Genomic DNA, 25,140 nt, shown 5'->3' on the forward strand with positions numbered 1-25,140 from the left:
TGTTTTATCGGGACAAGAACTTATACCAATTACCGATTATACAAGTATCTAATTATGTTTCCATGCAATTTCATTAAGCTAACGGGCAGAATAACGCAACGAACAGAGGTTGCTTGCGTCTATATTCTCAATTGGAAAAATATGAAGGGATTGAACAAGAAAAAATGAAAACATATTCTCATAAGCCTGAAGGATACGAATGCCCATTTTGCCGTGTTAATATGGGAACTAAACAGAGAGATATCATTTACCAGAATGAATATGTAACGGCATTTATAGCGAGCAAATGGTGGCCAAACAATAAAGGACATGTTCTTGTTGTTCCTAATCAACATTTCGAGAACATTTTTGAACTCCCTGCGGATTATGCTGTTGAAATTCACCGTGCGGCTCAGCTTACCGCGTTTGCAATGAAAAGTACATATAGATGTGATGGGATTTCTACGCGGCAACATAATGAGCCTGCTGGCAATCAAGACGTGTGGCATTATCATCTCCATGTTTATCCTAGATATGTGAATGATCAACTTTATCTGACAAAGGGTTCTCAGACCGATCCAGATGAACGCGCTTACTATGCTGATAAGTTGCGTTCTTGGATAAAGGAAAACATTTAAGGTCTAAGAGGAGCGAATGATAACCACAGTAGGAGATAAACCTGAGATTACGTGGGCCCTATTAAAGAATTGGGAAAAAAATAAGGTTCTCTCATTAAGCTAACGGGAAACCATAGCTCAATAGAAGACAAGGGAAGGAGCCGTTTACGAGATTGGCTGCCTTTGTTAATGTCGAACGACAAGAACATATAGACATTGAAAGCCGCATAAGTTTGCGGTCTTTTTGTTTTAAGTATATAAGTTCTTGTTCTAGCTCAATGACAATAACTTATATACTTTACCGAATAGATGATTATCTAAGGTCAGGTGCGATCGCACCTTATTAAACTAATGGGCAGTATAGTTTGATAACTGAACTCTTATCCTCAACATGAGTTCATACTAGAGGGACGAGTTACTACGAATTCTTACTCGGATATAGTTCAAATTACTTTTAAAGCTAATTTTGACGGATACAAAGTGAGTGGTTTTCATGTTGTTAATCATTCATTGAACAAGGGAAGATGTCAGTTGTTTAAAAATTCTCTCTTCCGCTCGATGACGGGTTTCCCAGACGATCCTTTCAATTGTTGTCATGGCAGGAAGGATAATTTTTCTTTTTCGCAGTTCGACTAGGACGATACGAATCAGATGAGTTGGATTTCCGTTGTCCATGGCATGATGTAATAAAAATTGGGATGAACTACTGTATTCACGCGCAGAGAAATTACGATATCCATATTCCTGGCGGATCTCTTCGAAATGTTCGCGTCTGGTTGGGTCCAGTTGGGCATACAGAGAATAGACTTCTGGATCAACATCAATTTGCTTGGCTATGTAACGTAAGACAGTCTCAGGAATATCTTTCACATCGAACAATGACCAACCAGGATACCGTAGAGTACATAACTGTACAGCGAAGCCCAAACGAGATTTTGTACTAGCTGTACGGAAAGATAACAATTCTGAATACGTCGCAAAAACATGTTTATCTCTTGAAATGGCTTACCAAAACGCTAGGGTACTTGCTAAACCAGACAATGAATGGTTAAAACCACTTTAAATAACGATGAAAATCTATACAACTGAGAAATGCCGGTAATCCTTAGCATACAGGATACCGGCATTTTTTCTGTCAATCAGAGCTTAGCGTACAAAACAAAATCCCGCCATTGTCGGGAACGGTGGAAACCTTAGAGTTCCGAACATAGTGATGGCTCCTTTTAGAAAAGAGGGGTTTCACAAGCCAACAGCCTTTTCAGACAGATCTTGACTTTCTGTTTTGCTGCGCAAGGGACACTTCCTGCCAACCTGCGCCAAACGCATTGTAGAGTGAGATAGCGCCGCGTACTTCGCCCCATTGACTCAGCGCCAGCGCGATAGAGCCGGGTCGTACGATCGAGTGCCTTCTGACTGTCAACAACCGCTGCGGACAGCCACTGCCGCGGCGCATGACAATGTCGTTAAATGCGACAACTAGCTTGACAATGACCGATGTCGGCACAGATTCCGTTAGGCACGAAGAACGACCCAACAACGGCCCAATTGCTTTAAAGCAACAAACTCCTTAAGGTGCTAGCATTCCCATGCCAACGGCGCTGTTCGGATCATCATGTTCGCCTGTAGCAAAAGCTGCCCCTTCAATATGATAGACCCTCGGTTCTTCCGAAAAATATTCCTGTAAGCCCATCATGAACATCCGATGGTCTTCACTCGCTTCGAAGCCCGGCGTATGATCCTCGAGTGATTGCCATCGCACGATTAGATGGAATAGCTGGGGTGTTTCGATCCCTTGGGCGAGGAAGTGACCGCCGTAACCCTTTGCGCGGCTGAGCAAAGGAGCGACCTCGGCAAATGCACGTCTGAACTTTTCAATGTGTTCATTGTGAACGGGGAGTAGAGCGATCTCATAAATCATGGCGTTCCTTTAAAATGAGCCGACGGCCCGACTGCAATCGCGATTTTTCCTTGAACACCGTTGTTCCGACTCTCCAGCCGGGCATGGGCGAGCGGAATGTCGGCAAGCGAATAGACGGCGCCAACGTGTGGCCGCAGTTGACCGCGCTCTATTAATGTGCTCAACTCATCAAGTTTGCCGCGGTTTTGTCTTGTGAAAACGAAATGATAACTCGCGTTCTTGCCCCAGGCCTCAATGACGTTTTGCGGCTGTGCAATGTCCACGATCGTGACAACGCGGCCAAGTTGTGCGAGCGTGTCGGGGCTGCGCGACAATGTGTTGCCGCCGATGGTGTCGAACACGACATCGACTCCGTGGCCACCCGTTTCCCTCATGATGGCGTCGACATAATCCTCCTTTTCGTAGTCGATGACCACATCGGCACCCAAACTTCGTGCGAACTCAAAGTTTGCTTCGCGTACAGTCGTGAACACCCTTGCTCCCATGGCTTTTGCGAGCTGGATCGCCACATGACCGACTCCTCCCGCGCCGCCGTGTACTAGAATGCTTTCCCCCACTCTTAGCGCCGCACGCTCGATCAGTGCTTCCCACACCGTCCCGCCAACCAAGGACAGGCTTGCCGCCTCAAGATGGCTCAGCGAGGTAGGCTTCTTCCCAATAATGCTTTCGGCAGCAACGTGGTACTCGGCATAACTTCCTGGTCCGTCAAATATTTGCGGGGTGTACCAGACTTCGTCTCCTGGAGAAAAGTTCGTCACACCCGGCCCGACTTCTTCGATAACGCCAGATACGTCGTGTCCGGTAATGGCCGGTAGTTGCACCAAATCGGGATAATCGCCACGTCGGACCTGGTAATCCAACGGATTGATGGAGGTTGCATGTACCCGGACCAGGACTTGTCCCGTGTGCGGCACAGGCTTGGAAACGTCGCAAAGTTCGAACGATTCTGGGCCGCCAAATTTTTTAAGTATTATCGCTTTCATTGCAAATCCTCGTTTCGGCGTAAATTTTTGATATTACGTGGTAAAAAAATTACAACTAATTCCCTATGATCTCGGCAAGAGCACTGATAGTTGCTTCGTTCCTCTTGTAGTAGGTCCACTGACCGATGCGCCTGACTTCGACCAAGCCCACGCGTTGCAGAGTTGCAAGATAATCAGACACCGTTGACTGCGACAGTCCGACGCCGTCTTGAAGCAGCATCCAGATTAAGTTACTTGGTTTTTCTGCATTACTTATATAAAAGGGAGTTTTTAAAAGGGTTTTAATTGGAATAGGAACATTTTAAATGGTTTTGATTATGAAATTACTTCAAGAATCTCAGACATGCTTTGTCTTGTCTTAGGAGGTTGAACCTCATCTCGGTATCCAAAAGAAACCATAAAGGAAATACCATATTCAGACGTGTCGAGAACACCAATTTCTGAGAAGTATTGCTCTGCTTTTTCGTGGTTAAAGCCTTCAATTGGACAGCTATCAATGCCAAGAAAAGCAGCAGTTGTCATCATATTAGCAAGAGCTAGATAACTTTGTTTTGATGACCAATCAAATAAAGCACGTGGATTATTTAACAACTTAAAATCATTTTCTTGGAATTCTTGGAAAAAGTGAAGGTGTCTTTTCTTTTCCTCTAAAGTGCTACCCCATACATCTTCTATAATATGTTTCACAAGTGGACTATCGACAGTAATATTTTTCTTAATCAATCCAATTACGAAGTGACTTGCACCATTTAAAGAGTTAACTGCGCCCCAGCTAAATGGTTTTAAATCTTCACGGATTTTCTCGCTATTTATAAGTAAAAACTTCCAAGGTTCAAATCCAAAAGAGCTTGGGGATAATCTTGCTGCTTCCATAATTGTGTTAAAATCTTCATCACTAACTTTTTTCGTGCTGTCGAATTTTTTTGTAGCATAACGATAGCGGTGTGCTTCTAGAATTTGTTCGTTTTTTTTTTCATTTTAATTCCTCCTCAAGTTGATATGTGTCATACTAACACATGATTTAAAGTGGTTGAAGTACGCAAAATTTTTATATATAATATATAAAAACTACCGTTAGTATAAAAAGTATACTTTATTAGAGGTGCAATTATGAATATTGATGAATGTGAAGGTCGTACCTGTTCAGTAGCAGTTACGGTTAAATTAATTAGTGGGAAATGGAAACCTGTCATTCTATATTATTTATTAGATGGGAAACTTCGGTTTAATGAATTGCAATCACGCTTATCAGGAATCACACATCGAGCATTAACCCTTCAGCTTCGTGAGTTAGAAAAAGACGGTTTAGTCTCTAGAACGATATATCCTGTAATTCCACCTAAAGTAGAGTATCAGCTAACTGATTTGGGGCATTCAATGAAGGCTATTATTCTTGCGATGTATGATTGGGGGAGTGATTATCAAAAGATGCAAGCAAAGAAAATTCCATTTAGCAAAGAGGCATAGTGATGTGAAAACATAAGTAAGTGTCCCATTAATAGTAAATAAGTTGAATCAGTTTCATAAACTTTATATCAACGTCAATTATTATGGAAGAGATATTCCAACAAGTCGTAATTGCATCATGGGAAAAGCACTTTATTACGGACGATGCGATTGCCATTACGAGATCAAGCTCCAAGAAAAGAAACATTCTGGTACCTCCTAAAAAACGTGCTCGCAAAGCGAAACATGAGTGTGAAGCTTGGTTACTGCAACAACAGTAAGAAGAGAAGAAAAAATCCATCTTTGAGAAAATAACATCGAAAAGCAGTCGTCGAGAGAGGGAGTATTCGGGCAGTATAAATAATAATTGGTATGACAAAGGTTCATGGCGTTAAACGTCATGAGCCTTCTTCTTTTTTTTCCGATGATCTTTGGTGACTCCCCATCTGATAACCTACATACAGAACGATCGATCTAGATTTCGCTGAGTGGTACGGTCGTTAATAAAATCATAGATGAGGTGCGTAGGTATGCAGGAATATCAACTTACTTTGAAAGATGAGCGAATTGTATGGGGGAAGGATATTGAGTCTCTTATTGGCAAGTATCCTAGCGACTCCATCAGATCGGGCTTGATTCCTCTCCAGCCGTAGTAGCATATGGATGGAATCAAACCATTTTCATCATCTTTGGTGCAGCAGCGCTGCATGAGTGGCTAACGGAGAACATTAGCATAAACGGGCAACAGGCTTCCGAAAAATCGGAAGCCTGTTCAACTAACATTTTTATTAGAAAATCATTAATAGGATTGCAAGAAACAATGGATACTAAGCTGGGATCTGGTATAAGGAACAGAACATTGGATCAATCGTTTCATTGAAATTTTAGTTTGTTTTTAAGAATTGTTGAATAAGCTCGCTGATCTCTTTAGCATGTGTTTCGAGAGCGAAATGCCCAGTATCAAGTAAATGGACTTCCGCAGATGGAATATCACGCTTATAAGCTTCAGCTCCAGCAGGGAGGAAGGCAGGATCATTTTTACCCCATACGGCTAAAAGTTTAGGTTGATACTTACGGAAATAAGCCTGAAAATCAGGATAACGATCCACATTTGTTCGATAATCAAGAATCAAGTCCAGTTGGATTTCTTCAGCTTCCGGGCGCGACATGTAGGCAATATCCAAGGAATAGCCGTCTGGTGAAACAAGGCTGGCGTCAGCCCCATGTAGATACTGAAAGTTGCGAATGGTTTCGGGGGCCAAGGAATCGCGGCATGCTTCACGATTTTCAGGTGTCGGAGAGTGCCAATACGTCTCCCAGGATCCCCATGCGTCACTAAATCCCTCAATATAGGCGTTTCCATTCTGACTAATAATTGCTTGAACTCTTTCCGGATGAGCAACTGCCAAACGATACCCAACAGGTGCACCGTAATCAAATACATAAAGTACGTACTGTTTGAGAGCTAATGCTTCAGTAAAGCCTTCAATAACTTGGAACAAGCTGTCAAACGTAAATTTAAATTGACTGCGCGGTGGAGTTGTTGTATGACCGAATCCAGCGAGATCAGGGGCAATGACACGGTATTGTTCTGCCAGTTTGGGAATTAGGTCGCGAAACATATGACTTGAAGACGGAAAACCGTGTAGTAATAAAATAACTTGACCGTCTTTAGGGCCGGCTTCACGATAAAAAACTTCGACTTCTCCAACCTTTTGCTGATGATAACTAATCTTCATTTTTACATCTCCTTCTGAATATTTTTATGTTTCCTTGATTTGATGGCGTTATGGTAATTGGTTTTGAACTACGGTTATCGTATAATAAAAATACATATTTGACTAACGAATAAATCGAATATTTACTATTTCAAATTGAAATATCGAAAGGTGATCGATGTGATAGATTCATTAGAAGGTCGTTTTATTCTGGCGTTTATTGCCTTACTTGAAGAAAAAAGTTTCAGTCGAGCTGCGGATCGCTTAGGTTATGTTCAATCTACAGTAACAACTCATATCCAACACTTGGAGAAAATTAGCGGACAAAAATTGTTTCACCGATATCCACGAGGGATAGAACTTACGGAAGCGGGAAAGATATTTTCCAAATATGCATATCAGTATGTTCACTTAAGTCAATCCCTTAAAGAAAGTATGAACGAACTGGATCAACCAAGCGGAACGATACGCATTAGAACACAGGAATCATTTTTTCTTACACGTATGCTTCCCTTTGTTCAGGAATATACGAGAAATTATCCAAGTGTAAATTTGCGTATTGAACAAGGATCGCATCAAGACATCTTAAAAGGTGTACTGAATTATGAGTTGGATTTTGGGATTGTTCCTCAAAATCCGAATCGCCAAGATATTCTTTTTTATCCAATTATGGAAGAGACGATCGTTTTTGCTGCATCTGAGGATATAGCTTGGAAAGTGGAACATGCGGGAGTTCAGATTCTAAATGATGAACTTTTTATCAGTAATGGCACATCTTGTTTATATCATACGACTGCTGTAGATGTTTTAAAAGATGCCGGGATTATGGTTAAAGATGCGTTGGAGCTACCAAGCCTTGAGATGATAAAACAATATGTAAGCTGTGGAAAAGGTTTTGCCTTAGTCCCTGAAATAGCTATCAACAATGAACTAAAGATTGGTACACTAAAGATCCTTCTGTTTAATTCCAAAATGAGTTTTTCGCATGGTCTAATTGTTCATAAAAATCGTGAGCTTAGTTTTACTGCGAAAAGTTTTCAATCTGAACTCCTGTGTTTTTTTTAATAGGTATATGAGTTAGTGCGCATTTTGTCTAAAACTTCGGCAGCTTCTTACTTTTAATAGTAACAATGGTTTCATATCGTTTAAGTTGCTATAATGATCACTCACCATTGGAGTTATTTACGAAGTTGGTAGATAAGACGTAATACAAAATTTTTGCAAATCCTATTTAACTTTTCCGACTCCATTAGAAGCTATTTATCATGAAACGGAAGATAAGGAATGGATTGCTGTTAAAGAAGTATTTTCCAATTCGAAAGTAGATAAACATGCGGATTATTTTATATAACTAAGTCGGATAATATTGTGGCTGTTCAATTATCTAAAGGATTGTTTGGTTGGAGATCTAATCCCTTTATTACTGGTAGTGGATTCTAAGATTTCATAACCAATCAATGGATATACTAGAGCTGGCGATCTCGTATTTGGATTAGCAACTGAACAAGTTGACAAGATTGAAGTTAATAACATTCAGGCAAGATTAATACCTTAGAAGCAATAACTTCGTCTAACAGAGATCTTATGATAGATACGTTTGTCGAGGGAAAAGAACTTGTGCCGATTGCCGAAAAGGACAAGAACATGATCGGATTACCGATTAGATAAGTATCTAACAATGTTTCATTAAGCTAACGGGCAGATTTGCTCAATGGCGTGGGGCAAACTCACATAATTCTAATTATTTATTGGGTACTTTTTATTTTATTGCCGTTCAATTAGAATATATTAGTACCATAATTGAAACTTAATTCCATCAAATGAAACATGAGTGCTGTTTTTCCAATACTTACATCAGGCAATAGGAGAGGAGGAATTTCATGCAAACCATTTTTGATACGCACTTACACATCACAGAGCCATGTTTTTTTGTAATAGAGAATCAAGGATTCGATCAAAACTATCGGATTGATTCGTTGCTAGCGTTATCAAACAAGAAAGCAGTCGACCGAACGTTATAAACGTTAACAAGTTTAATTCGAATTTTCGAGGGTGATTTTCATTAAAATTTTCATCGAAGTAATAGACAATACAGAAGAAGAGGAGATCCGCATCAGGTGTCACCAAGTAGACGAAGAAATACATAAGCTCGTTAATAAAATAAAAACCGAAACACTCATTATACTTGGTTATCATGAGGATAAGATCAGCCGCATTAAAATTAGTGATATTTATTATTTTGAAGCTGTTGACGGAAAAGTGTTTGCGTATTGTAAGAACAACGTTCATGAAGTCAAACAAAAGCTTTATGAACTGGAGGAACTTTGCAAAGAGAAACATTGTTTTCGCGCTTCCAAATCCACCATTCTAAATATAGACAAGATTTCCAGTATTCATCCGTCGATCAGTGGCCGTTTTCAAGCATTATTGGATAACGGGGAGAAGGTAGTCATATCACGGCAGTATGTGCCAATGCTTAAACACATACTTGGATTATAAAAGGGGGACCTATATGAAGTATTCCGAGCTCATTAAAGAAATGATTAGAGATTTCTTAATTATATTCGCCTCCATCATTATAATCATCACTATTTTGCGGCAAATCTATGCTCCTGATGCAAGTTTCGAATTAAATACGATTTTTACAATTATGGCTTTCTCTTTTCTGGGTGCTTTGACCGGAATCATTTTATATACGCCGCATGCGATTAGCGAGAATAAAATGCGCCTTCGCGTGATTTTACATTTCTTTTTTCTGGAAACTCTATTAATTTCTCTGGCTGTCCTATTGAATCTCGTATACGGCACTTTCGACATACTATTATTGGCTTTGGAAATTGCCGTAGTTTACGCTATCGTTCGCCTGCTGACGTATAAGAATGACAAAAAGGAAGCTCAAAAGATCAATGAAAGACTAAAAACATTTAAAAACGAGGTTTAGAAGATATACACAATTTTTACAACCTATTGGCTCTCAGCTACAGCTTATCGTTTATGCGTATACACCTGCTCTTCCATTTATTATGATCAACTCATAAAAAGTTGGAGGAGGAGCAGAGAAGTCTTATGGAGATTTTAATACTTGTTGTTACGTTGGTCTTCGAGCTGACAATTGCCGTTTATTCCATTGTAACCAAGCAAAGCCGCAGCAAGATAAAGAGTTGGACGAGAATCGCAATGTTTATAGTATTCATGATGCTGAGCTTGGGTAAAGTTGTCGTATGGGAGTACACTTGGGGACTGTTTGCAGGCTTGCTCTTTATATTAGCGTTCAAGGAAATGGTTGCGCTCCTGCGCAAACAAAAACACCCCACGCGTTACAAAGCTTTCTCTACGGTATGGAAATTCCTTTTGTTAGCACTGACCGTAGTCATTACCCTTGTTCCTGTTTTACTTTTTCCACAGCATAGGCTGCCGCAAGTGACAGGTCCGTATGCAGTGGCGACCGCCACTTACAGCTACAAGGACAAGAATCGTATCGAAGAATTTACGGATCAGAAAGACAATCGGTTTGTTAACGTGGAATTTTGGTATCCTGAACAGGCAGACGGAACCTATCCCTTGCTTGTGTTCTCCCATGGAGCATTCGGTATTAAAACAAGCAATACTTCTACCTTTACAGAACTTGCGAGCCACGGTTATGTCGTCGTTTCGATTGACCATCCCTATCATTCTTTTTATACCGTTTCCGAGGATGGAAAGGTCGTGACGATTAACTCCGAGTACATGCAAGAATTCAACAATGCAAATAAAGGGGTTTATTCGGTTGGTGAGTTTTTCGAGCTTACTCAAAAATGGATGAAATTGCGAACGGATGATATGGATTTTGTCATGGATACGATTCTGGAACAAGCCGAGCAAAAAAAAGATTCTGTATATGAACGCATCGATACACAGAAAATAGGCGTGTTCGGTCATTCTATGGGGGGTGCCGCAAGCATAGCACTGAGCAGAGAACGCGATGACATTGACGCCGTAGTAAATATAGATGCTCCATTCTTTAGCGAGCTTGTGTATGATAAAGTTACAAACGAATTAAAAGCAAAATCCGAAGCTTATACCATCCCGCTTCTTAACGTTTATTCGGATGATGTGTGGATACAGCTCGACAGCAGTTCTTCGTATATCGCGAATAGAATTTCAAATAAAAATTTCAAAGGTGCATACAATGTTCATTTTAAAGGCGCAAAACATTTAAGTTTAACCGATCTGCCTTTATTCTCGCCTATATTGGCAAACCTGTTGCAAGAAGGCCAAGAAGCAGATATCGATAAATATTATGCGATTGAAACACAAAATGAACTTATCCTTCGTTTCTTTGACTATGCTCTAAAGAATCAAGGTCAGTTTTCTCCAAAAGCGACGTATTGAGTATCTGTTCTATAAGTTTGTAAGAAGAATCTGTAATTTGAAATGTATTGATGTAAGGGGGGGTGAAAAAATTTTCAAATAAGTTAAGAATGAGTGTGAAGAAATGATAACAGAACTGTCGGTGGACAAGAACATGGTCCCTTTGGAAGTCGCTATTAGCGGCTTTTTTTGTTTTATCGGTACAAGTTCTTGTCCCGATTGCCGATTAGATAAGCATTTAATTACATTTAACTGCTCTAGTTTATTAAGCTAAAGGGCAGATTTCTTTAATGGAAGGGGTAAATCTGATTATAATTGTCTTCTCGCTATATGCACTTTTATACCTGTGATATTGTGAAACTAAGCTTAAAATTGGCCGTGGGCTGCTTAGCTCGTACGCACTAAACAAGACATGGAAATTGCCAAGCTGAAACCGCAGTTGCAGATTCTACACAAGAGCAAAGGGGAGAGTAAATGAGAACCAGTAATGCTTCACGCACAGTAGCAAAATTAAACGATTACATGGATGCACTAGCGAATCGGGGGTATTTCAACGGGGCAGTCTTGGTAGCCGAAGGGAATAAGATATTGCTGCGAAAGGGATATGGCATGGCGAATTTTGAGCACGACGTACCCAACACCCCACAAACCAAGTTTCGTATCGGTTCTCTTACAAAAGGGTTTACCGCTATGGCGGTGTTGCAGTTGCAAGAGCAGGGAAAGCTTCGCATTGATGATCCTATCCAAATTTACATACCAGATTATCCGAATGGCGACATCATTACGATCCACCATTTATTGACGAACACTTCAGGAATACCTGATTATCCAAGTTTCCCAGATTATTGGAAAGAAACGATGAGGCTGTATGCTACTATAGAACAAACCATTGGTTCGTTTAAGGATAAACCACTTCAGTTTCCCCCAGGAGAAGGATTCAGTTACACCAGTTCGTCTTATATTTTGCTTGGTTTCATTATCGAGAAGACATCGGGGATATCTTACGAACGATATATATCTGAACGCATCTGCAAGCCATTAAATTTAGTGAATACAGGATGTGAAGACGGAAGAACACTCCTGAAACAATTTGCGTCAGGGTACTCCATATGCAAAGGAATCATTCCAACTGAGTATGTCGACATGTGCCTACATGTGGGAGCAGGTGTGATGTACTCAACGATCGATGATCTTTATCTTTGGGATCGGGCGTTATATAGGGATGATTTGATTGGAAAACATGTGCGTGATCAATTATTCGGGAGTATGACCTCACCTGTCGGGAGTTATGGCTGGGTTGTAACGGAGCAATCCATTAATAATAAGCCAAGAAAGCGTGTCTGGCATAACGGAACGATGAATGGGTTTTATGTGGAGTTTAATCGTTATATCGATGAGGAAATCGCTATTATCGTGCTGAGCAATATCAACCTCACGCCCATAGACATTATAAGTCAATGTTTAGCCAAGATCGTGATGGGAGAAGACGTTGCCCAGCCCGGAGCTATACAGCCGTTAGATATAGCCCCAAATACACTTGAAAAGTATGCGGGAATATACAGTACCGCGGAAGGAAATATAGATTCATTGCAAGCAGATCAATTGACCGAGGCTTTAGATCAACTGACTATTATCAATACGCCACGGTTTGCAGTCGGGTTGTTTTACGACACATTCTACCGTTTCGGTATTGACCCCAGATCCACCGTAGTCGTGACCTTTGAGGATGACAGACTCTATCTGTTCATGCAAAAAAATGAAGGGGCATGGTTTAAATATGAGCTAATTCCGGTTTCTCAACAAACGAATACACTAAAATGTGTTACCGTGCACATTGACGAACAACTTGAATTTCACACAGACCCCGATGGATATTTGCGACTCATACATTTCGATCCAGCTGGAAATCGAATCGATGCTGTAAAATTAACTGCTGAGATTAATTAATGGCCGACTCTTTAGTTATTAAGCTAACGGGAAACGTTAGTTCAATAGAAGACAAGAGAAGCCAGCCGTTTACGAGATCGGTTGCTTTTGTTCGACTAATGGTCAGGATAGTTGAATAACAGGACGTTCTGGGATAATCATGATCTTGCCTGATAGAGGTGAATTGACAAGTCCAACATATGGCACAAAAGAAAAAGATGTAATTTGCATTTATATCAAATATGGGGAACGAATTATGACAATCATTGAATCAAGTTTCATTAGACCACAAAAATGGAGTGTTTAGTTTTGGCTTGGGAGTGCACAGAGGTAATAGGAACAATGGATACGCATCAGAAGCAACAAGAATTATTATGCGATACGCGGCTTCTAGATGCAAAAATGCAATTCCAGCTGTGTTGAAATAAACGAAGCATCACTTAAATTCCATAAAAATCTCGGATTCATTGAAGAAGGACGAAGAAGACGAATTATTTATATGGGTGGGAAATTTTATGATAATATTTTGTTGGGGATAACAAGAGAAGAATTTGATGAAATAGAAAGTAAGTATAGCAAGATTAAACATCAATAAAAGAGAAGTTCTATCCAAAGAAAACCTCTCCATTCTCAGGAGTGACTTTGTCTTTATATACTGATGTATATTTTATGGTCAAACTGCACTTTGTGTTTAGATACAATTAAAATTCATTTATAATATCAAATTCTTGTCTTTCTCACAAACTTCTTGGTGATGTGTCGGGGGCAAAAACATGGTCCCAAAGAAAGTCGCTAATTTAGCGGCTCTTTTGTTTTATCGGTACAAGTTCTTGTCCCGAGTCGAGGACAAGAACATGAGCCGATTAGCGATTAGATAAGTATCTAACTATGTTTCCATGCAATTTCATTAAGCTAACGGGCAGGTTAGTTCAATAAACCTGCGGCAATCTAGGATTTTATTTTCGGTCCAAGTGTCAGAAGAAAAACGAACGCTAAAAAAAAAACAAGCAGAACCGCGTGAATTTGCATAAGCTAAGAGATCTTTGAAACGAAACAACATAACGAGCATGAAAAAAGCGCATTGGATTTCTCCAATACGCTTACTGTTCAAATCCGATACCCTAGCCATTTCGCTAGTTTTGCCAATCCCCCTAAAAATACCTTTTGTATAAATTTTGGAGGCCCCACTATGTAGCCATCAATACACTCCCAAGCAACACCTAGCCACAACAGATTTCGTGGAACTCCCTTTGCCGACATCTTCCCCTCACATTCCAGTTTATGAACGAGAGCAAACATTTTCCAATGCCGCCCTGGTGGACGAATCTCATGGGTCACCACCGTATCCAGTTCGCTGATATTCCAAAATTGATGCACCTGATTGGGGTATACAGTGATCTCTTCGCCCGGCTCAAGAATGATTTCCTTTTTGTCCACTAGGAAGCGCATCCGTCCTTCTTTCACTGAAAAGGATTCCGTCAGTTCCGGATGCCAATGCGGGCCATTAAGGGCCCCCCGCTGCGTCATTCGATGCTCGACGATCAAAAAATCCCCTTTTTCGTCCGTTTCACATTTCATAAAGGTGACGGTTCTGCCATCAGGATGAACGAGTTTTTCTCCAATCTTGATTTCAATTTCGTTTTCGTTTCTTTGAGGTTTAGTGACCTCCAATACATTCACCTCATTCCTGATTCTTCGTTTGACCGGGGACGCAGTTCCTTAGGTCGATACCCTATGAAGAACATCCCGTAACTCAGCCGCCCATTCCTGTGGCATATCAAAAAAAGAAAGGTGATGACCCGGAAAGGTTACCATTTCGCAGTTCAGCATCTCGGCCAAGATCGGAACCGTTCGTCCATAGTATTTCTTCTTTTCCAGCGTCATCTTGCCCGCGGCCGCAATCATTTTGACTCCGTTTTGCTTAATCCTCTCGATATCGGGCATATAGCTCACACTGGGAATCATATCGTGCCGGATAAAGAAGCTTTCATTATTAGCTTCCGTTGCCCGTTTTTGAAAATCTTTTGGAACGCTTTTATAAGCACTGAAAGGGATGGAAAGAGACAAATTGAACCTGAAGCTAGCCATTTGAACGCCGAATCGAAATGATGTCCGATAAACGTTGGCAAAAAATCTTTGCCATTTTTCAGCATCCGGTAGCACCCTGATTACGGGCGGTTCATGGATAACCATCGCTTTGACTGATTGTGGATGTCTTGTCGCCATTTCCAGCGCAAAAATGGCACCTCCGCTACTTCCGAAAACATAGGCTGACTGATGACCGACTGCTTTTAACACCGCAACTGCGTCTCTGGCCTGTTGGCTAACCTCAAAATATATCGGATCGTTTCTGGTGCTGCGTGAATTGCCGCGGCGGTCATACGTGATAACCTGATACTCGTCGGCAAGAATATCGGCCACATATGAAAAAAATCCCGCATCTCCGCTCCCGCCATAAATCATTAAGAGCGGTTCTCCTTCTCCCCTAATTTCATAATATAACTCATCGCCTTCGGTCTTAACGCGCCCCGATTTTACCATTCGGACTCCCTCCTACATCGAGCTATCTTCTTTTTATTAATAATGGATAAGAACCTCGTATCAACGCAAGTGCTCCCCAGAACAAGGCAAGGGCCAGAACGGGATGAAGCGCGCCTGCAATGCCATGTGCCGTATAATATTGAATATTGAAAAGGGCAAATAAACCGAGACTCCCCCAGGTCAACTTCCGGGAAAGCTTCCCGATGATGCCGAGAGTAAATAAGATAATCGAAATATATTCAAACATATGAACAAACGTCCTATGCCATTTCCAAGCCTCCGAATGATCGAACAATGCCACTCCGGCTAGAAATACTTGTACGACGATACAAATCATTAACACCCACGAGAGAGTGAAATACGCCAACCTGCAAATTCTCACCCGAGAAGGCTCCGTTTTATTAATTTCAACTGTCAAAGTTCAAGCTCCTTTCATCAGATGTAATTGTCCATGCCCAAATTTTTTAGTTCTTCGGCGATCTGGCCGTAAATTTTGTTTAAAATCTGAATAAGGTTATCCTTTTCCTCATCGCTTAATTGACTGAAAAATCCGCTGTCTCTTTCGATTCTCGTCTGATGCATTTTTTCGTGTTCCCAATAAATTTCTCTCCCGATGTCAGTAAGCTTGAAGTAAATCTCCTTTTTATTGTCGGGACTTTGGTATCGTTCTATAGCTCCCATCTCGATTAATCGTTTAGTCACTTTGCTGATCGCACCTCTGGTTACTTGAAAAGTATTAGCCAATTTGGTCACATTGGCGTCTTTCATCTTCTCGATGAAATCAATGCAGTGAACTTCCATAAACGTGTTCTCTCTTATAAACTTATATTTTTTCTCTTCCATCGTTTTAATCAAGTTATGTCTTTCCGAAACTCGATTAAAAATTCGGCTTAATTCCTCGTCCTTGGCCATAAGACACCTCGTTATTGTTTACTCTGGAAACAATAACATCATAACTTTTTTTGTTTCCTGCGTCAACAAAAAAGGATGACTGATACAAATTAACATGTAGGGGTACTACCAGCGAAGCCGCGAGAGTACATAAAAGTAAATAGCGCCATAGCGTACGAAATCCGAGTTTTGTTGGCGGAACCCCAATATAAAAAACGTCCGGAGATGGTTTTATAAAGACCGAATGGATCGGGAGCTTCATTGTACTAACTGGGAACGCTAGTTCAAAGAGGTCAGATTAAAACCTCCCATAAGAAGCTTAATAGCTTCTAGATGGGAGGTTTTGTTATGAATCTAAGTGAGCTGTGGCGGTCGTATGAGGCTGACAAACGTATTCAAGGATTTAGTCCGAAGACATTAAAAGCGTACGTCCTCCAGCACAAAATGCTGATGTCAGAACTTGGTGACCTCGATATAACTGAGATAACGTTAACAATGCTTAAAGAATACTTGGCGAAACAGGCAGATCGGCTAAAGCCGAGCAGCTAGGACATCGTATTCGGTTTGTTCGTTCTCTTTTCCGCTACGCTTATGAAGAAGCTTTCCTGACTTCAAATCCCTCACTAAAATTAAGAGAACCCAAATTGGATAAGCGCATTCCTAAGTTTCTAATTTGAAGATGTCATTCACTTGAAGATCTCTTGTCAGTCACTGAGGGAAAGAGCTCTGGTCGAGTTTCTCTACTGCACTGGCTGTCGTGTCGGGGAGGTAGAGAAGATCAACATTGAGGATCTGAATTGGGAACACTGCTCTGCAATAGTTAACGGCAAGGGTTCAAAGCAGAGAGAAGTTTACTTCACGACTGAGTGCAAGGTGTGGTTAAAGAAATATCTCGCCAGTCGTGAAGATACCTGTAAAGCATTATTCGTAACGGATACCCACCCCATTAAGCTAATGGCCATTCCTACGATTAGATGGGCATTAAAACGGCTTGCAGATCGGGGAGAAATCGAAGCGAATGTATATCCGCATCGCTTTAGACATACTTATGCTTGCCAGCTACTAGATAACGGTGCACCCCTGGATTTCATCCAAGGTATGTTGGGTCATGAAAAAGCATCAACTACACAAATATATGCTCAGCTCCGTGGCGAACGCCGGAGGGAACTTTACCGCAGATTCTTTTAGCTTGTAATAGCGGCGGACTTGATTGTCCGTCGCTAAACTAAATGGCAGTATAGTTTAGTTATAAACGTACTTTCCAAAAAAGTTTGTGATAAACTGTTTGAAGCACAAGCCTAACTGTCAAGTGTGTGTAAGTTATAATAGGTAAACAAATGAGCAGCGAACAAAATTTGTATTAGGAGGAGTATCTGCCATGCGCATAGAAACTCAAAATGTTGTTATAAGAACCTTGGAAAAAAAAGATGCTAAAAGATTTTATTCAATTGCCAGGGAATCGGCTGTATACCGTTATATGCCAGATTGGGCTGACGGACGCGCACATCCGAAGGATTATTATGGATTGATTGATCAGTATCAAAAGCAATCGGATAATACGGATATTTCCATTGGCCGTTCCTACGCGATTGCCTTGCCAGACACCGATGAGATGATTGGTAGCATAGGGGTGGGGCTTAAAGAGAAGCTAAATGAAATCGAACTGGGATATTTCATGTCGGAAAAACATCAAAGGAACGGATATACCAGAGAAGCGATAAGTGCCTTGGCAGAATGGTGCTTTGAGGTATCTGATGTTAAGTATTTAATCCTGACAATTAATTGTGCCAATGTTCCCTCGAACAAATTGGCTGAAAAATGTGGATTTAAATTGCTTGAAAGACGAACGCCTATAGGGGAGGATAACCAATTTTATATGGAAAATGATAGTTACTTTTATTACAGAAGCTACAGAAAATAAGCAATTGTTTCCGATGGCTCCCAATCAGCCGTAAGCGATTTGTTGTGTCCAATCAAAACTAAAAATGCTTTGATATTGTAAGACGACAAGAAAAAAAGACAAGAACGTATATGGTTAACCGTGATTGATATGGATTCTCATTACAGATGTAGTTTTTAGCATTTTATAATTCGTGGCTGAGCAGGGTTGAAGGAAGCACCGAGTGTGATAAGCTGATGCCCGCAAAAACGGAGTTACAAAGCTAAACTGGCTTCAGGCATTAAACTAACGGGAAACGATAGCACTATGACAATAGGCTGCCGAGATCATCGGCAGCCTGTTCAGCTAACGGGCAGGAAAGTTTAAACTAAGGAACAAAAAAATACAGAACGGTTATATTACAATAATAAACGATTGAAATCAGTATATCGAAGCAGCATATTTTAGACAATACGAGTCTCATAATTCCCGATATTCCTTTTACAAATACATATTCGGAACATTGTTTTTTAGAGGAATGGAGGGGTTATGCGGGGTGGAGGGCTATGGCAGGTTGCCAATTGGTAACCTGCCATAGCCCTCTTTGGTGTTCTCGTTCAACAGCTGGCAAGTTAGCCGAGAGGGGGAACCAGATTCGTCGCGGAAATCCACGGTCGGATTCAGCGTGGGCACGCCGCCCCCCTGCGAGAGGTCCTACATCACGCGGTAGGCAGGGGCGAGCTGTCGTTAAGAATCTTTTCCCTTCAGATGGATCGCCTTAAAGAAAATATCCACACGCAGCAGAAACTCTTGCATGAGCTTGAGAATGTATCGAGCCGGATGCAAAGGAACGATCTGGTTACCGTAGAGTATTTCACGAATATCATGCGAATGATGAGAATGAATCATGAGAAATATTTAGCCGAGAGGAAATCGTTCCGAACAGGCGTATTGTGTATTCGTACACGCTGGACATGGAAGACAAGCGGATGTCCGTCTGCCCGAAATGCCGCTTCCACATAACCCATTACAATTCAGAGCCAGTGGACATAAAAAAAGATGACCCTGACGAATTAAAGGGGCATCTCCTGGCAGCTTAACTCAGCGGTGTTTTGTTGAAACTGTCCACAATCCGGGCCAGTGTTCAACGCTGCCGAACAGTAACAACAAAAAAACAATTGAATGCAAATTAACGCTATGATACAATCATTAGCGTCATTGACAATCAAAATATGTACAACATTATATTGTATCCCTACTTTAATTGTACATCTGGAATTTTGATTTGTCAATGATCTTTTTTGCCCCAAAAAAAACGGAAAAAGGAGTGTGTTGAGGGGAAATGGAGGCGAAGGATTGGCAGGAGGAACAGGAGCGGCTGGAACAGGTCCGGAACAAGCTGCAGGCGAGAATCGCCGAACTGGAGCCGGATGTTGAGGGGCTGCGTGATCAGGCTTCAGACATCCGCAAGCGGTTTTGGGAAGATCTTACGATTAACACAAGCACGGGCGGAGATTTCGAAGAGACTTACTACACGATTAACCAGCAGTCCGCTTTATTGGCCGAACGGGAGCGCCGACACAAGCTGCTGACGGAGCAATGGAAAAGCATGAACCGTCTGCTCCCGTCTCCTTATTTCGGACGCTTCGACTTTAAGGAGGATGGTCTGGACTTCAGCGAGCAGATTTATATCGGCGTCTCTTCCTTCGTCGACGAAGACGGATTGAGCTTTCTGATTTATGACTGGCGCACGCCAATCGCGAGCCTGTACTACGACTATCCCCCCGGCCCGGCGTCTTATGTCACGCTGTCCGGACGATTCGAAGGGGTGATGGAGCTCAAGCGGCAGTTTCAGATTCAAAACGGGCAAATCCGCAACATGTTTGACGCGAGCGAAACGATCGGAGACGAATTGCTGCAGCAGGTGCTCGGCAAAGGCGCAGATTCGCAAATGAAGAGCATCGTGGCAACCATCCAGAAGGAACAAAACGCCATCATCCGCGACGACAGCAGCCGGATACTTATCGTGCAGGGGGCAGCCGGTAGCGGCAAGACTTCCGCGGCGTTGCAGCGAGTGGCGTACTTGCTGTACAAACACCGCCAGACGATCAAGGCCGATCAGATCGTTCTTTTCTCGCCGAATCCGATGTTTGCCGGTTATATCTCCACCGTCCTTCCGGAGCTCGGCGAAGAGAATATGCAGCAGACGACATTTCAGGAATATCTCGATTATTGGCTCGGCTCCTCGCTGCGGCCGGAGGATCCTTTTGACCAGATCGAATATGTGCTGACCTCGCAAGGAGCGCCGGGGTACGAGGCTCGCCTTCAGGGGATCGGGTATAAAGCATCCGAGGCTTTCCTGCAAGCCCTGCAAAACTATGCAATGTGGTTGGGACGGGAAGGCATGCGGTTCAACGGTATTCGGTTTCGGGACCGCGATTTGATTACCGCAGAGCAAATGAAGGCGGAGTTTTACGGCCATGACCACTCCCTGCCGTTGTTCAATCGTGTCCTACTTTTGCAGGAATGGCTGCTGAATGAACTTGCTTCGCTGGAACGCGCGGAACGAGAAGCTCCTTGGGTACAGGAAGAGTTGAATTATCTTGACACCGAGCAGTACGTGGAGGCCTTCGAAATGCTGCATAAAGAGAAGGAAGTATTCGAAATTGCAGAAAAATACGCCACTCGTGAGAACGAACGCCGGGGAGATGAAGGCGACTTTGACTTCGGCCTTAAGGAGGAAGAGCTGCTTCGCCGAAGGATCGTGAAAGAAGGCTTTAAAGCGCTTAGGAAAAACGTGAAGAAATTCTCGTTCGTCGATATCAAGAGTTTATATGGGCAACTATTTGAGGGCGAAGCCCCTTATCGGGAGAAAACGAATGGGGCCGACGTCCCTCCGCTGTGGGCTGAAATATGCGGGCAAACCAAGGAAGCGCTGCTCCGAAGCGAGTTGCTCCACGAGGATGCGACTCCGTATTTGTATTTAAGAGAACTGATCGAAGGCGTGCGGACGAACACGGAAATCCGGCATGTCTTCGTTGACGAGGGACAGGATTATTCGGCGTTTCAATATGAATATCTAAAAAAGCTGTTTCCCCGTGCCCGGATGACGGTGCTCGGCGATTTCGGGCAAGCGATTTATATGCAGTCTACAAGTTTGGACACAGCCGATTCGCCACTGGTCCGCCTTTTCGGTGAAACCGAAACACGCCTTGTCCGCCTTGTACGTAGTTATCGTTCAACCAAGGAGATTGTTGAATTTACGAAATCGATGCTTCCGGGCGGGGAAGACATTGCACCGTTTGAAAGGGGTGGCCCAAAGCCCCTTCTGACGAGTCTGGATGGCGGTGAGAAGCGTGATGCGCAAATTCTGGCAGACATCGCGGCGCTAACGGCCGAGGGCTTCGATTCCATTGCCGTCATTACGAAGACCGCAGCCGAAAGCCGGGAGGCCCATGAATCGTTACGGATTCATGGAGGTGAATCTCTGCAGCTCATTACGAAGGAGACGCCGGGCTTTGAAAAAGGAGTGATGATCATTCCCGTGTATCTCGCCAAGGGTGTCGAGTTCGATGCAGTTTTGGTCTATGATGCTTCGCCCGAAGCTTACGGCCGGGACAACGAACGCAAGCTTCTTTATACGGCTTGTACGCGGGCCATGCACCGGCTTCATCTTTACACGACGGGCGATTGGTCGCCGTTCGTGCAGGCATTGCCTGCGAATTTGTACGAGAAAGCACCCTATTAACGGATCGGGGATGACGTCGGCCGCGATAAGCTGCTCTCATGATTCTACAAATTTTGGGCGCCATGATCATGGTTATTCTGGACAGCACCGTTGTCAATAATGCCATTCCGAAACTCATAATACTTCGACACCGATCTGAAGATGATAAATGTATCGCTCATAACGACACTTTCAACTGCTGCATCATCCCATACAATCGTCGTGATAATCCCTCCAACGTTACAGCATCAACTGGCCAATTACTGCACTGGTAATCTCTTGTCAAATGTTTTTATATCAATTTAATGGTTAGGAGAGATATTGAATGAGTACTTTCGTTCTCGGCTTTCAGGAAATGGAAAAAACGCAGCTTTTACTCGTTGGCGGAAAAGGGTTGAATTTGGGGAAATTATCAAAAATTGAAGGAATACAAGTACCCGAGGGATTTTGTGTTACAACCGTGGGGTATCAAAAAGCCATCGAACAAAACGAAGCGTATCATGCTTTATTGGATCGCCTAACCATGCTAAAAGTAGATGATCGAGACCAAATTGGGGAAATCAACAGGAAGATCCGGCAGATCATTTTGGAAGTAGAAATTCCATCCGATGTAGTAGAAGCTGTTACTCGCTATCTCTCCCGGTTTGGCGAGGAACATGCGTATGCTGTGCGTTCCAGCGCGACTGCTGAGGATTTGCCGCATGCCTCTTTTGCCGGTCAACAAGACACCTATTTAAACATCATCGGCATCGATGCCATCTTGCAGCATATCAGCCAATGCTGGGCTTCACTATTTACGGATCGTGCGGTCATCTACCGCATGCAAAATGGATTTGACCACAGTCAAGTATATTTATCCGTTATCGTTCAAAGGATGGTCTTCCCACAGGCTTCAGGGATTTTATTTACCGCTGATCCAATTACCGGAAACCGAAAGCTGCTTTCAATCGATGCCAGTTTTGGACTCGGAGAAGCGCTGGTCTCCGGCTTGGTTTCTGCCGATGTTTATAAAGTGCGGGATGAGCAAATCGTCGACAAGAGGATTGCAACCAAAAAAATCGCGATCTACGGACGGAAAGAAGGCGGGACAGAGACCCGGCAGCTCAATCCTGATCAGCAAAAGAGTCAAACGCTTACGGATGACCAAATTTTACAACTGGCACGCACAGGAAGACAGATCGAAGCTCATTTCGGCCAGCCCCAAGACATCGAATGGTGTTTGGCTGATGATACCCTTTATATTGTCCAGAGCCGGCCGATCACCACTTTATATCCCATTCCTGAAGCAAATGACCAGGAGAATCACGTGTATGTGTCTGTCGGCCATCAGCAAATGATGACGGATCCTTTTAAACCGCTGGGGATATCCGTTTGGGTGTTAACAGGTGCCAGCCCCATGTTTAAAACGGCTGGCGGAAGGCTGTTTGTGGATATCACGAAGGGCTTGGCTTCGACAACTGGCAGGCAAAATTTATTGGGTGTTTTAGGACACTCCGATCCGCTCATAAAAGACGCGCTTACTACCATCATAGAGCGGGCAGATTTTATAAAGTTGGACCCGAATGACCAGAGCGAACCGGGTCCCGTAAAAAGCCATATAGGTATGTCAGCTACGGATATTCTGGCAGAAGCAGGAAGCGATCCGGCAATTGTTGCTAATTTGATTAAGAGCAGTGAGACATCGTTATCAGCGTTAAAACAGAACCTCCAAACGAAATCAGGATTGGATGTATATGATTGTATCCTGGAAGATATGCAGCAACGGAGGCAGCGTGCGTCAGATCTGAAAAATTTGAATGTGATTATGGCCGCTATGCATGCTTCTGCATGGATCAATGAAAAAATGGATGACTGGTTAGGTGAAAAAAACGTAGCAGACACACTTTCCCTATCTGTACCTAACAACGTCACTTCTGAAATGGGAATGGAGCTACTGGATGTTGCAGATGTGATTCGTCCCTATCCGGAAATAATTGAGTTTCTAGAACAGGTAAAGGATGATAGCTTTTTAGATGAATTGGTTCAATTCGAAGGTGGGCAGCAGGTACGTGATGCTATTGCTGCTTTTCTCGACAAATATGGAATGCGATGTGCCGGGGAGATCGATATTACAAGAACACGCTGGAGTGAAAAACCAAGTATACTGGCGCCTATGATCCTCAGTAACATCAAAAACCTTGAGCCTGGCGCCAGCAAACGAAAATTTGAGCAGGGGCGACAGGAAGCTTTGGAGAAAGAAGAGGATTTATTGGCCCGATTGAAACAATTACCGGATGGTGAACAAAAAGCCGAAGAGACAAAACAAATGATCGACCTGATCCGGAATTTCAGCGGTTATCGTGAATATCCGAAATACGACATTGTTAGTCGCTACTTCATTTATAAACAGGCTTTACTTAAGGAAGCGGAACGACTCGTACAAGCGGGCGTTCTTTATGAAAAAGAAGATATTTACTATCTCGCTTTTGAAGAACTTCAAGAAGTTGTTCGCACAAATAAATTAGATTACCAGATTATCAGCAAGCGGAAGGACGAGTATAAATTATATGAAAAACTAACTCCGCCACGTGTGATTACGTCTGATGGCGAAATCATTACGGGTCAGTACAAAAGGGAAAATATCCCCGCCGGAGCTATTGCAGGTCTTGCCGTTTCCTCGGGTGTTATCGAAGGGAGGGCACGGGTGATCCAGAATATGGAAGAGGCTGATCTGGAAGATGGCGATATACTTGTGACTGCCTTTACCGATCCCAGCTGGACTCCATTGTTTTTATCTATAAAAGGCTTAGTTACGGAAGTCGGCGGACTGATGACCCATGGAGCCGTTATAGCACGTGAATATGGCTTGCCAGCGGTTGTAGGTGTGGAGAACGCGACCAAATTGATAAAAGATGGGCAACGAATTCGCGTGCATGGAACAGAAGGGTATATCGAATTATTGTAATGTTAAGAAGTTGGGATACTGGAAAGCCGTTTTTAAGTTTTAGACACCAAAACACCGTCAGTATTACTGGCGGTGTTTTATTACGTTTTGATTCTGCTTTTCTTTTAGCAAGCAATGGTTCTACAGATTGATTGTGTATATCCATGTAATTAAAGTTTGATCGCCAAGCGTAATAACGCATTAAAAAAGTAGAAGACATGTCAATTGTGACACTTTGAGTG

The 25,140-nt window shown here is 42.6% G+C and carries 21 protein-coding genes and 1 pseudogene; 12 read left to right on the top strand and 10 right to left on the bottom strand.

Annotated features, from left to right (window positions below; all coding sequences use genetic code 11):
- Positions 1-113: 113 nt before the first annotated feature.
- On the top strand, positions 114-617 hold the full coding sequence (locus AB4124_RS17725) for an HIT family protein (RefSeq protein WP_441973681.1): 504 nt from the start codon (positions 114-116) through the stop codon (positions 615-617).
- 495 nt (positions 618-1,112) lie between these two features.
- Here the strand turns inward: AB4124_RS17725 and AB4124_RS17730 are convergent.
- A pseudogene (locus tag AB4124_RS17730) lies at positions 1,113-1,529 on the bottom strand (DUF4158 domain-containing protein); the annotation flags it as partial.
- Between AB4124_RS17730 and AB4124_RS17735 the strand changes: the two are divergent.
- Positions 1,456-1,659: a DUF3825 domain-containing protein gene (locus AB4124_RS17735; RefSeq protein ID WP_083659615.1), complete on the top strand. Its 204-nt coding sequence runs from the start codon at positions 1,456-1,458 to the stop codon at positions 1,657-1,659. The pseudogene AB4124_RS17730 and the gene AB4124_RS17735 overlap by 74 nt on opposite strands.
- 504 nt (positions 1,660-2,163) lie before the next feature.
- Here the strand turns inward: AB4124_RS17735 and AB4124_RS17740 are convergent.
- From AB4124_RS17740 to AB4124_RS17755, 4 genes are all read right to left on the bottom strand, one after another.
- A complete protein-coding gene (locus AB4124_RS17740) occupies positions 2,164-2,514 on the bottom strand; it encodes an antibiotic biosynthesis monooxygenase family protein (RefSeq protein WP_441973682.1) in 351 nt (116 codons plus the stop codon).
- Positions 2,511-3,497: a zinc-dependent alcohol dehydrogenase family protein gene (locus tag AB4124_RS17745; RefSeq protein WP_430113370.1), complete on the bottom strand. Its 987-nt coding sequence runs from the start codon at positions 3,495-3,497 to the stop codon at positions 2,511-2,513. The genes AB4124_RS17740 and AB4124_RS17745 overlap by 4 nt, the downstream gene beginning before the upstream one ends.
- Positions 3,498-3,552: 55 nt before the next feature.
- Positions 3,553-3,717 (bottom strand): ArsR/SmtB family transcription factor, encoded by a 165-nt coding sequence (locus AB4124_RS17750; protein WP_441973683.1) that lies wholly within the window; start codon positions 3,715-3,717, stop codon positions 3,553-3,555.
- Positions 3,718-3,812: 95 nt separating this feature from the next.
- Entirely contained in the window at positions 3,813-4,454 is a 642-nt protein-coding gene (locus AB4124_RS17755; RefSeq protein WP_379416585.1) for an NAD(P)H-dependent oxidoreductase, read from the bottom strand.
- 153 nt (positions 4,455-4,607) lie between these two features.
- Here AB4124_RS17755 and AB4124_RS17760 point away from each other — a divergent pair, with 153 nt between their 5' ends.
- On the top strand, positions 4,608-4,964 hold the full coding sequence (locus tag AB4124_RS17760; RefSeq protein ID WP_430113371.1) for a winged helix-turn-helix transcriptional regulator: 357 nt from the start codon (positions 4,608-4,610) through the stop codon (positions 4,962-4,964).
- 863 nt (positions 4,965-5,827) lie between these two features.
- On the opposite strand, the gene AB4124_RS17765 is transcribed toward AB4124_RS17760, so the two are convergent.
- The gene (locus tag AB4124_RS17765) at positions 5,828-6,682 is read right to left on the bottom strand and encodes an alpha/beta fold hydrolase (RefSeq protein ID WP_430113372.1); all 855 of its coding nucleotides are present in this window, start codon (positions 6,680-6,682) and stop codon (positions 5,828-5,830) included.
- Positions 6,683-6,841: 159 nt separating this feature from the next.
- Between AB4124_RS17765 and AB4124_RS17770 the strand changes: the two genes are divergently transcribed.
- The 5 genes from AB4124_RS17770 to AB4124_RS17790 all read left to right on the top strand — a co-directional run bounded on the left by AB4124_RS17770 (position 6,842) and on the right by AB4124_RS17790 (position 12,958).
- On the top strand, positions 6,842-7,726 hold the full coding sequence (locus tag AB4124_RS17770; protein ID WP_441973684.1) for a LysR family transcriptional regulator: 885 nt from the start codon (positions 6,842-6,844) through the stop codon (positions 7,724-7,726).
- A gap of 987 nt (positions 7,727-8,713) precedes the next feature.
- Positions 8,714-9,160, top strand: a complete 447-nt coding sequence (locus tag AB4124_RS17775; RefSeq protein ID WP_430113374.1) for a LytTR family DNA-binding domain-containing protein — start codon at positions 8,714-8,716, stop codon at positions 9,158-9,160.
- Positions 9,161-9,173: 13 nt separating this feature from the next.
- Positions 9,174-9,602 carry a DUF3021 family protein gene (locus AB4124_RS17780; RefSeq protein WP_379416560.1) on the top strand — a complete coding sequence of 143 codons (429 nt, stop codon included), beginning with the start codon at positions 9,174-9,176 and terminating at the stop codon, positions 9,600-9,602.
- Between the two features lie 125 nt (positions 9,603-9,727).
- Positions 9,728-11,032: an alpha/beta hydrolase family protein gene (locus AB4124_RS17785; protein WP_441973685.1), complete on the top strand. Its 1,305-nt coding sequence runs from the start codon at positions 9,728-9,730 to the stop codon at positions 11,030-11,032.
- Between the two features lie 453 nt (positions 11,033-11,485).
- Positions 11,486-12,958, top strand: a complete 1,473-nt coding sequence (locus AB4124_RS17790; protein ID WP_441973686.1) for a serine hydrolase domain-containing protein — start codon at positions 11,486-11,488, stop codon at positions 12,956-12,958.
- Positions 12,959-14,044: 1,086 nt separating this feature from the next.
- On the opposite strand, the gene AB4124_RS17795 is transcribed toward AB4124_RS17790, so the two are convergent.
- Genes AB4124_RS17795 through AB4124_RS17810 form a run of 4 tightly spaced genes read right to left on the bottom strand, consistent with a single transcriptional unit; the run spans position 14,045 to position 16,390 of the window.
- Positions 14,045-14,608, bottom strand: a complete 564-nt coding sequence (locus AB4124_RS17795) for a cupin domain-containing protein (protein WP_441973687.1) — start codon at positions 14,606-14,608, stop codon at positions 14,045-14,047.
- Positions 14,609-14,656: 48 nt separating this feature from the next.
- Complete coding sequence (locus tag AB4124_RS17800) at positions 14,657-15,478, bottom strand: alpha/beta fold hydrolase (RefSeq protein WP_441973688.1); 822 nt, start codon at positions 15,476-15,478, stop codon at positions 14,657-14,659.
- A 22-nt stretch (positions 15,479-15,500) separates the two neighbouring features.
- Entirely contained in the window at positions 15,501-15,896 is a 396-nt protein-coding gene (locus AB4124_RS17805; protein WP_441973689.1) for a DUF6220 domain-containing protein, read from the bottom strand.
- Between the two features lie 17 nt (positions 15,897-15,913).
- Positions 15,914-16,390, bottom strand: coding sequence for a MarR family winged helix-turn-helix transcriptional regulator (locus tag AB4124_RS17810; RefSeq protein ID WP_441973690.1), 477 nt, complete (start codon positions 16,388-16,390; stop codon positions 15,914-15,916).
- 669 nt (positions 16,391-17,059) lie between these two features.
- On the opposite strand from AB4124_RS17810, the gene AB4124_RS17815 reads away from it, so the two are divergent.
- The 4 genes from AB4124_RS17815 to ppsA all read left to right on the top strand — a co-directional run bounded on the left by AB4124_RS17815 (position 17,060) and on the right by ppsA (position 24,919).
- Complete coding sequence (locus AB4124_RS17815) at positions 17,060-17,557, top strand: tyrosine-type recombinase/integrase (RefSeq protein WP_441973691.1); 498 nt, start codon at positions 17,060-17,062, stop codon at positions 17,555-17,557.
- A 190-nt stretch (positions 17,558-17,747) separates the two neighbouring features.
- Positions 17,748-18,290 carry a GNAT family N-acetyltransferase gene (locus AB4124_RS17820; RefSeq protein WP_441973692.1) on the top strand — a complete coding sequence of 181 codons (543 nt, stop codon included), beginning with the start codon at positions 17,748-17,750 and terminating at the stop codon, positions 18,288-18,290.
- Positions 18,291-19,590: 1,300 nt separating this feature from the next.
- Entirely contained in the window at positions 19,591-21,996 is a 2,406-nt protein-coding gene (gene helD, locus AB4124_RS17825) for an RNA polymerase recycling motor HelD (RefSeq protein ID WP_441973693.1), read from the top strand.
- Positions 21,997-22,300: 304 nt separating this feature from the next.
- Positions 22,301-24,919: a phosphoenolpyruvate synthase gene (gene ppsA / locus AB4124_RS17830; protein ID WP_441973694.1), complete on the top strand. Its 2,619-nt coding sequence runs from the start codon at positions 22,301-22,303 to the stop codon at positions 24,917-24,919.
- Positions 24,920-25,140 lie beyond the last annotated feature (221 nt).

The sequence above is a fragment of the Paenibacillus sp. 2KB_20 genome, from assembly GCF_052115765.1.
Taxonomy (GTDB): Bacteria; Bacillota; Bacilli; order Paenibacillales; family Paenibacillaceae; genus Paenibacillus_AQ.

What these genes read in the sequence shown, in the direction of transcription:
- AB4124_RS17740 (WP_441973682.1), bottom strand. Translation starts at nt 2,514, where the DNA reads ATGATTTATGAGATCGCTCTACTCCCCGTTCACAATGAACACATTGAA.
- AB4124_RS17745 (WP_430113370.1), bottom strand. Translation starts at nt 3,497, where the DNA reads ATGAAAGCGATAATACTTAAAAAATTTGGCGGCCCAGAATCGTTCGAA.
- AB4124_RS17750 (WP_441973683.1), bottom strand. Translation starts at nt 3,717, where the DNA reads ATGCTGCTTCAAGACGGCGTCGGACTGTCGCAGTCAACGGTGTCTGAT.
- AB4124_RS17760 (WP_430113371.1), top strand. Translation starts at nt 4,608, where the DNA reads ATGAATATTGATGAATGTGAAGGTCGTACCTGTTCAGTAGCAGTTACG.
- AB4124_RS17765 (WP_430113372.1), bottom strand. Translation starts at nt 6,682, where the DNA reads ATGAAGATTAGTTATCATCAGCAAAAGGTTGGAGAAGTCGAAGTTTTT.
- AB4124_RS17780 (WP_379416560.1), top strand. Translation starts at nt 9,174, where the DNA reads ATGAAGTATTCCGAGCTCATTAAAGAAATGATTAGAGATTTCTTAATT.
- AB4124_RS17785 (WP_441973685.1), top strand. Translation starts at nt 9,728, where the DNA reads ATGGAGATTTTAATACTTGTTGTTACGTTGGTCTTCGAGCTGACAATT.
- AB4124_RS17790 (WP_441973686.1), top strand. Translation starts at nt 11,486, where the DNA reads ATGAGAACCAGTAATGCTTCACGCACAGTAGCAAAATTAAACGATTAC.
- AB4124_RS17800 (WP_441973688.1), bottom strand. Translation starts at nt 15,478, where the DNA reads ATGGTAAAATCGGGGCGCGTTAAGACCGAAGGCGATGAGTTATATTAT.
- AB4124_RS17810 (WP_441973690.1), bottom strand. Translation starts at nt 16,390, where the DNA reads ATGGCCAAGGACGAGGAATTAAGCCGAATTTTTAATCGAGTTTCGGAA.
- AB4124_RS17820 (WP_441973692.1), top strand. Translation starts at nt 17,748, where the DNA reads ATGCGCATAGAAACTCAAAATGTTGTTATAAGAACCTTGGAAAAAAAA.
- helD (WP_441973693.1), top strand. Translation starts at nt 19,591, where the DNA reads ATGGAGGCGAAGGATTGGCAGGAGGAACAGGAGCGGCTGGAACAGGTC.
- ppsA (WP_441973694.1), top strand. Translation starts at nt 22,301, where the DNA reads ATGAGTACTTTCGTTCTCGGCTTTCAGGAAATGGAAAAAACGCAGCTT.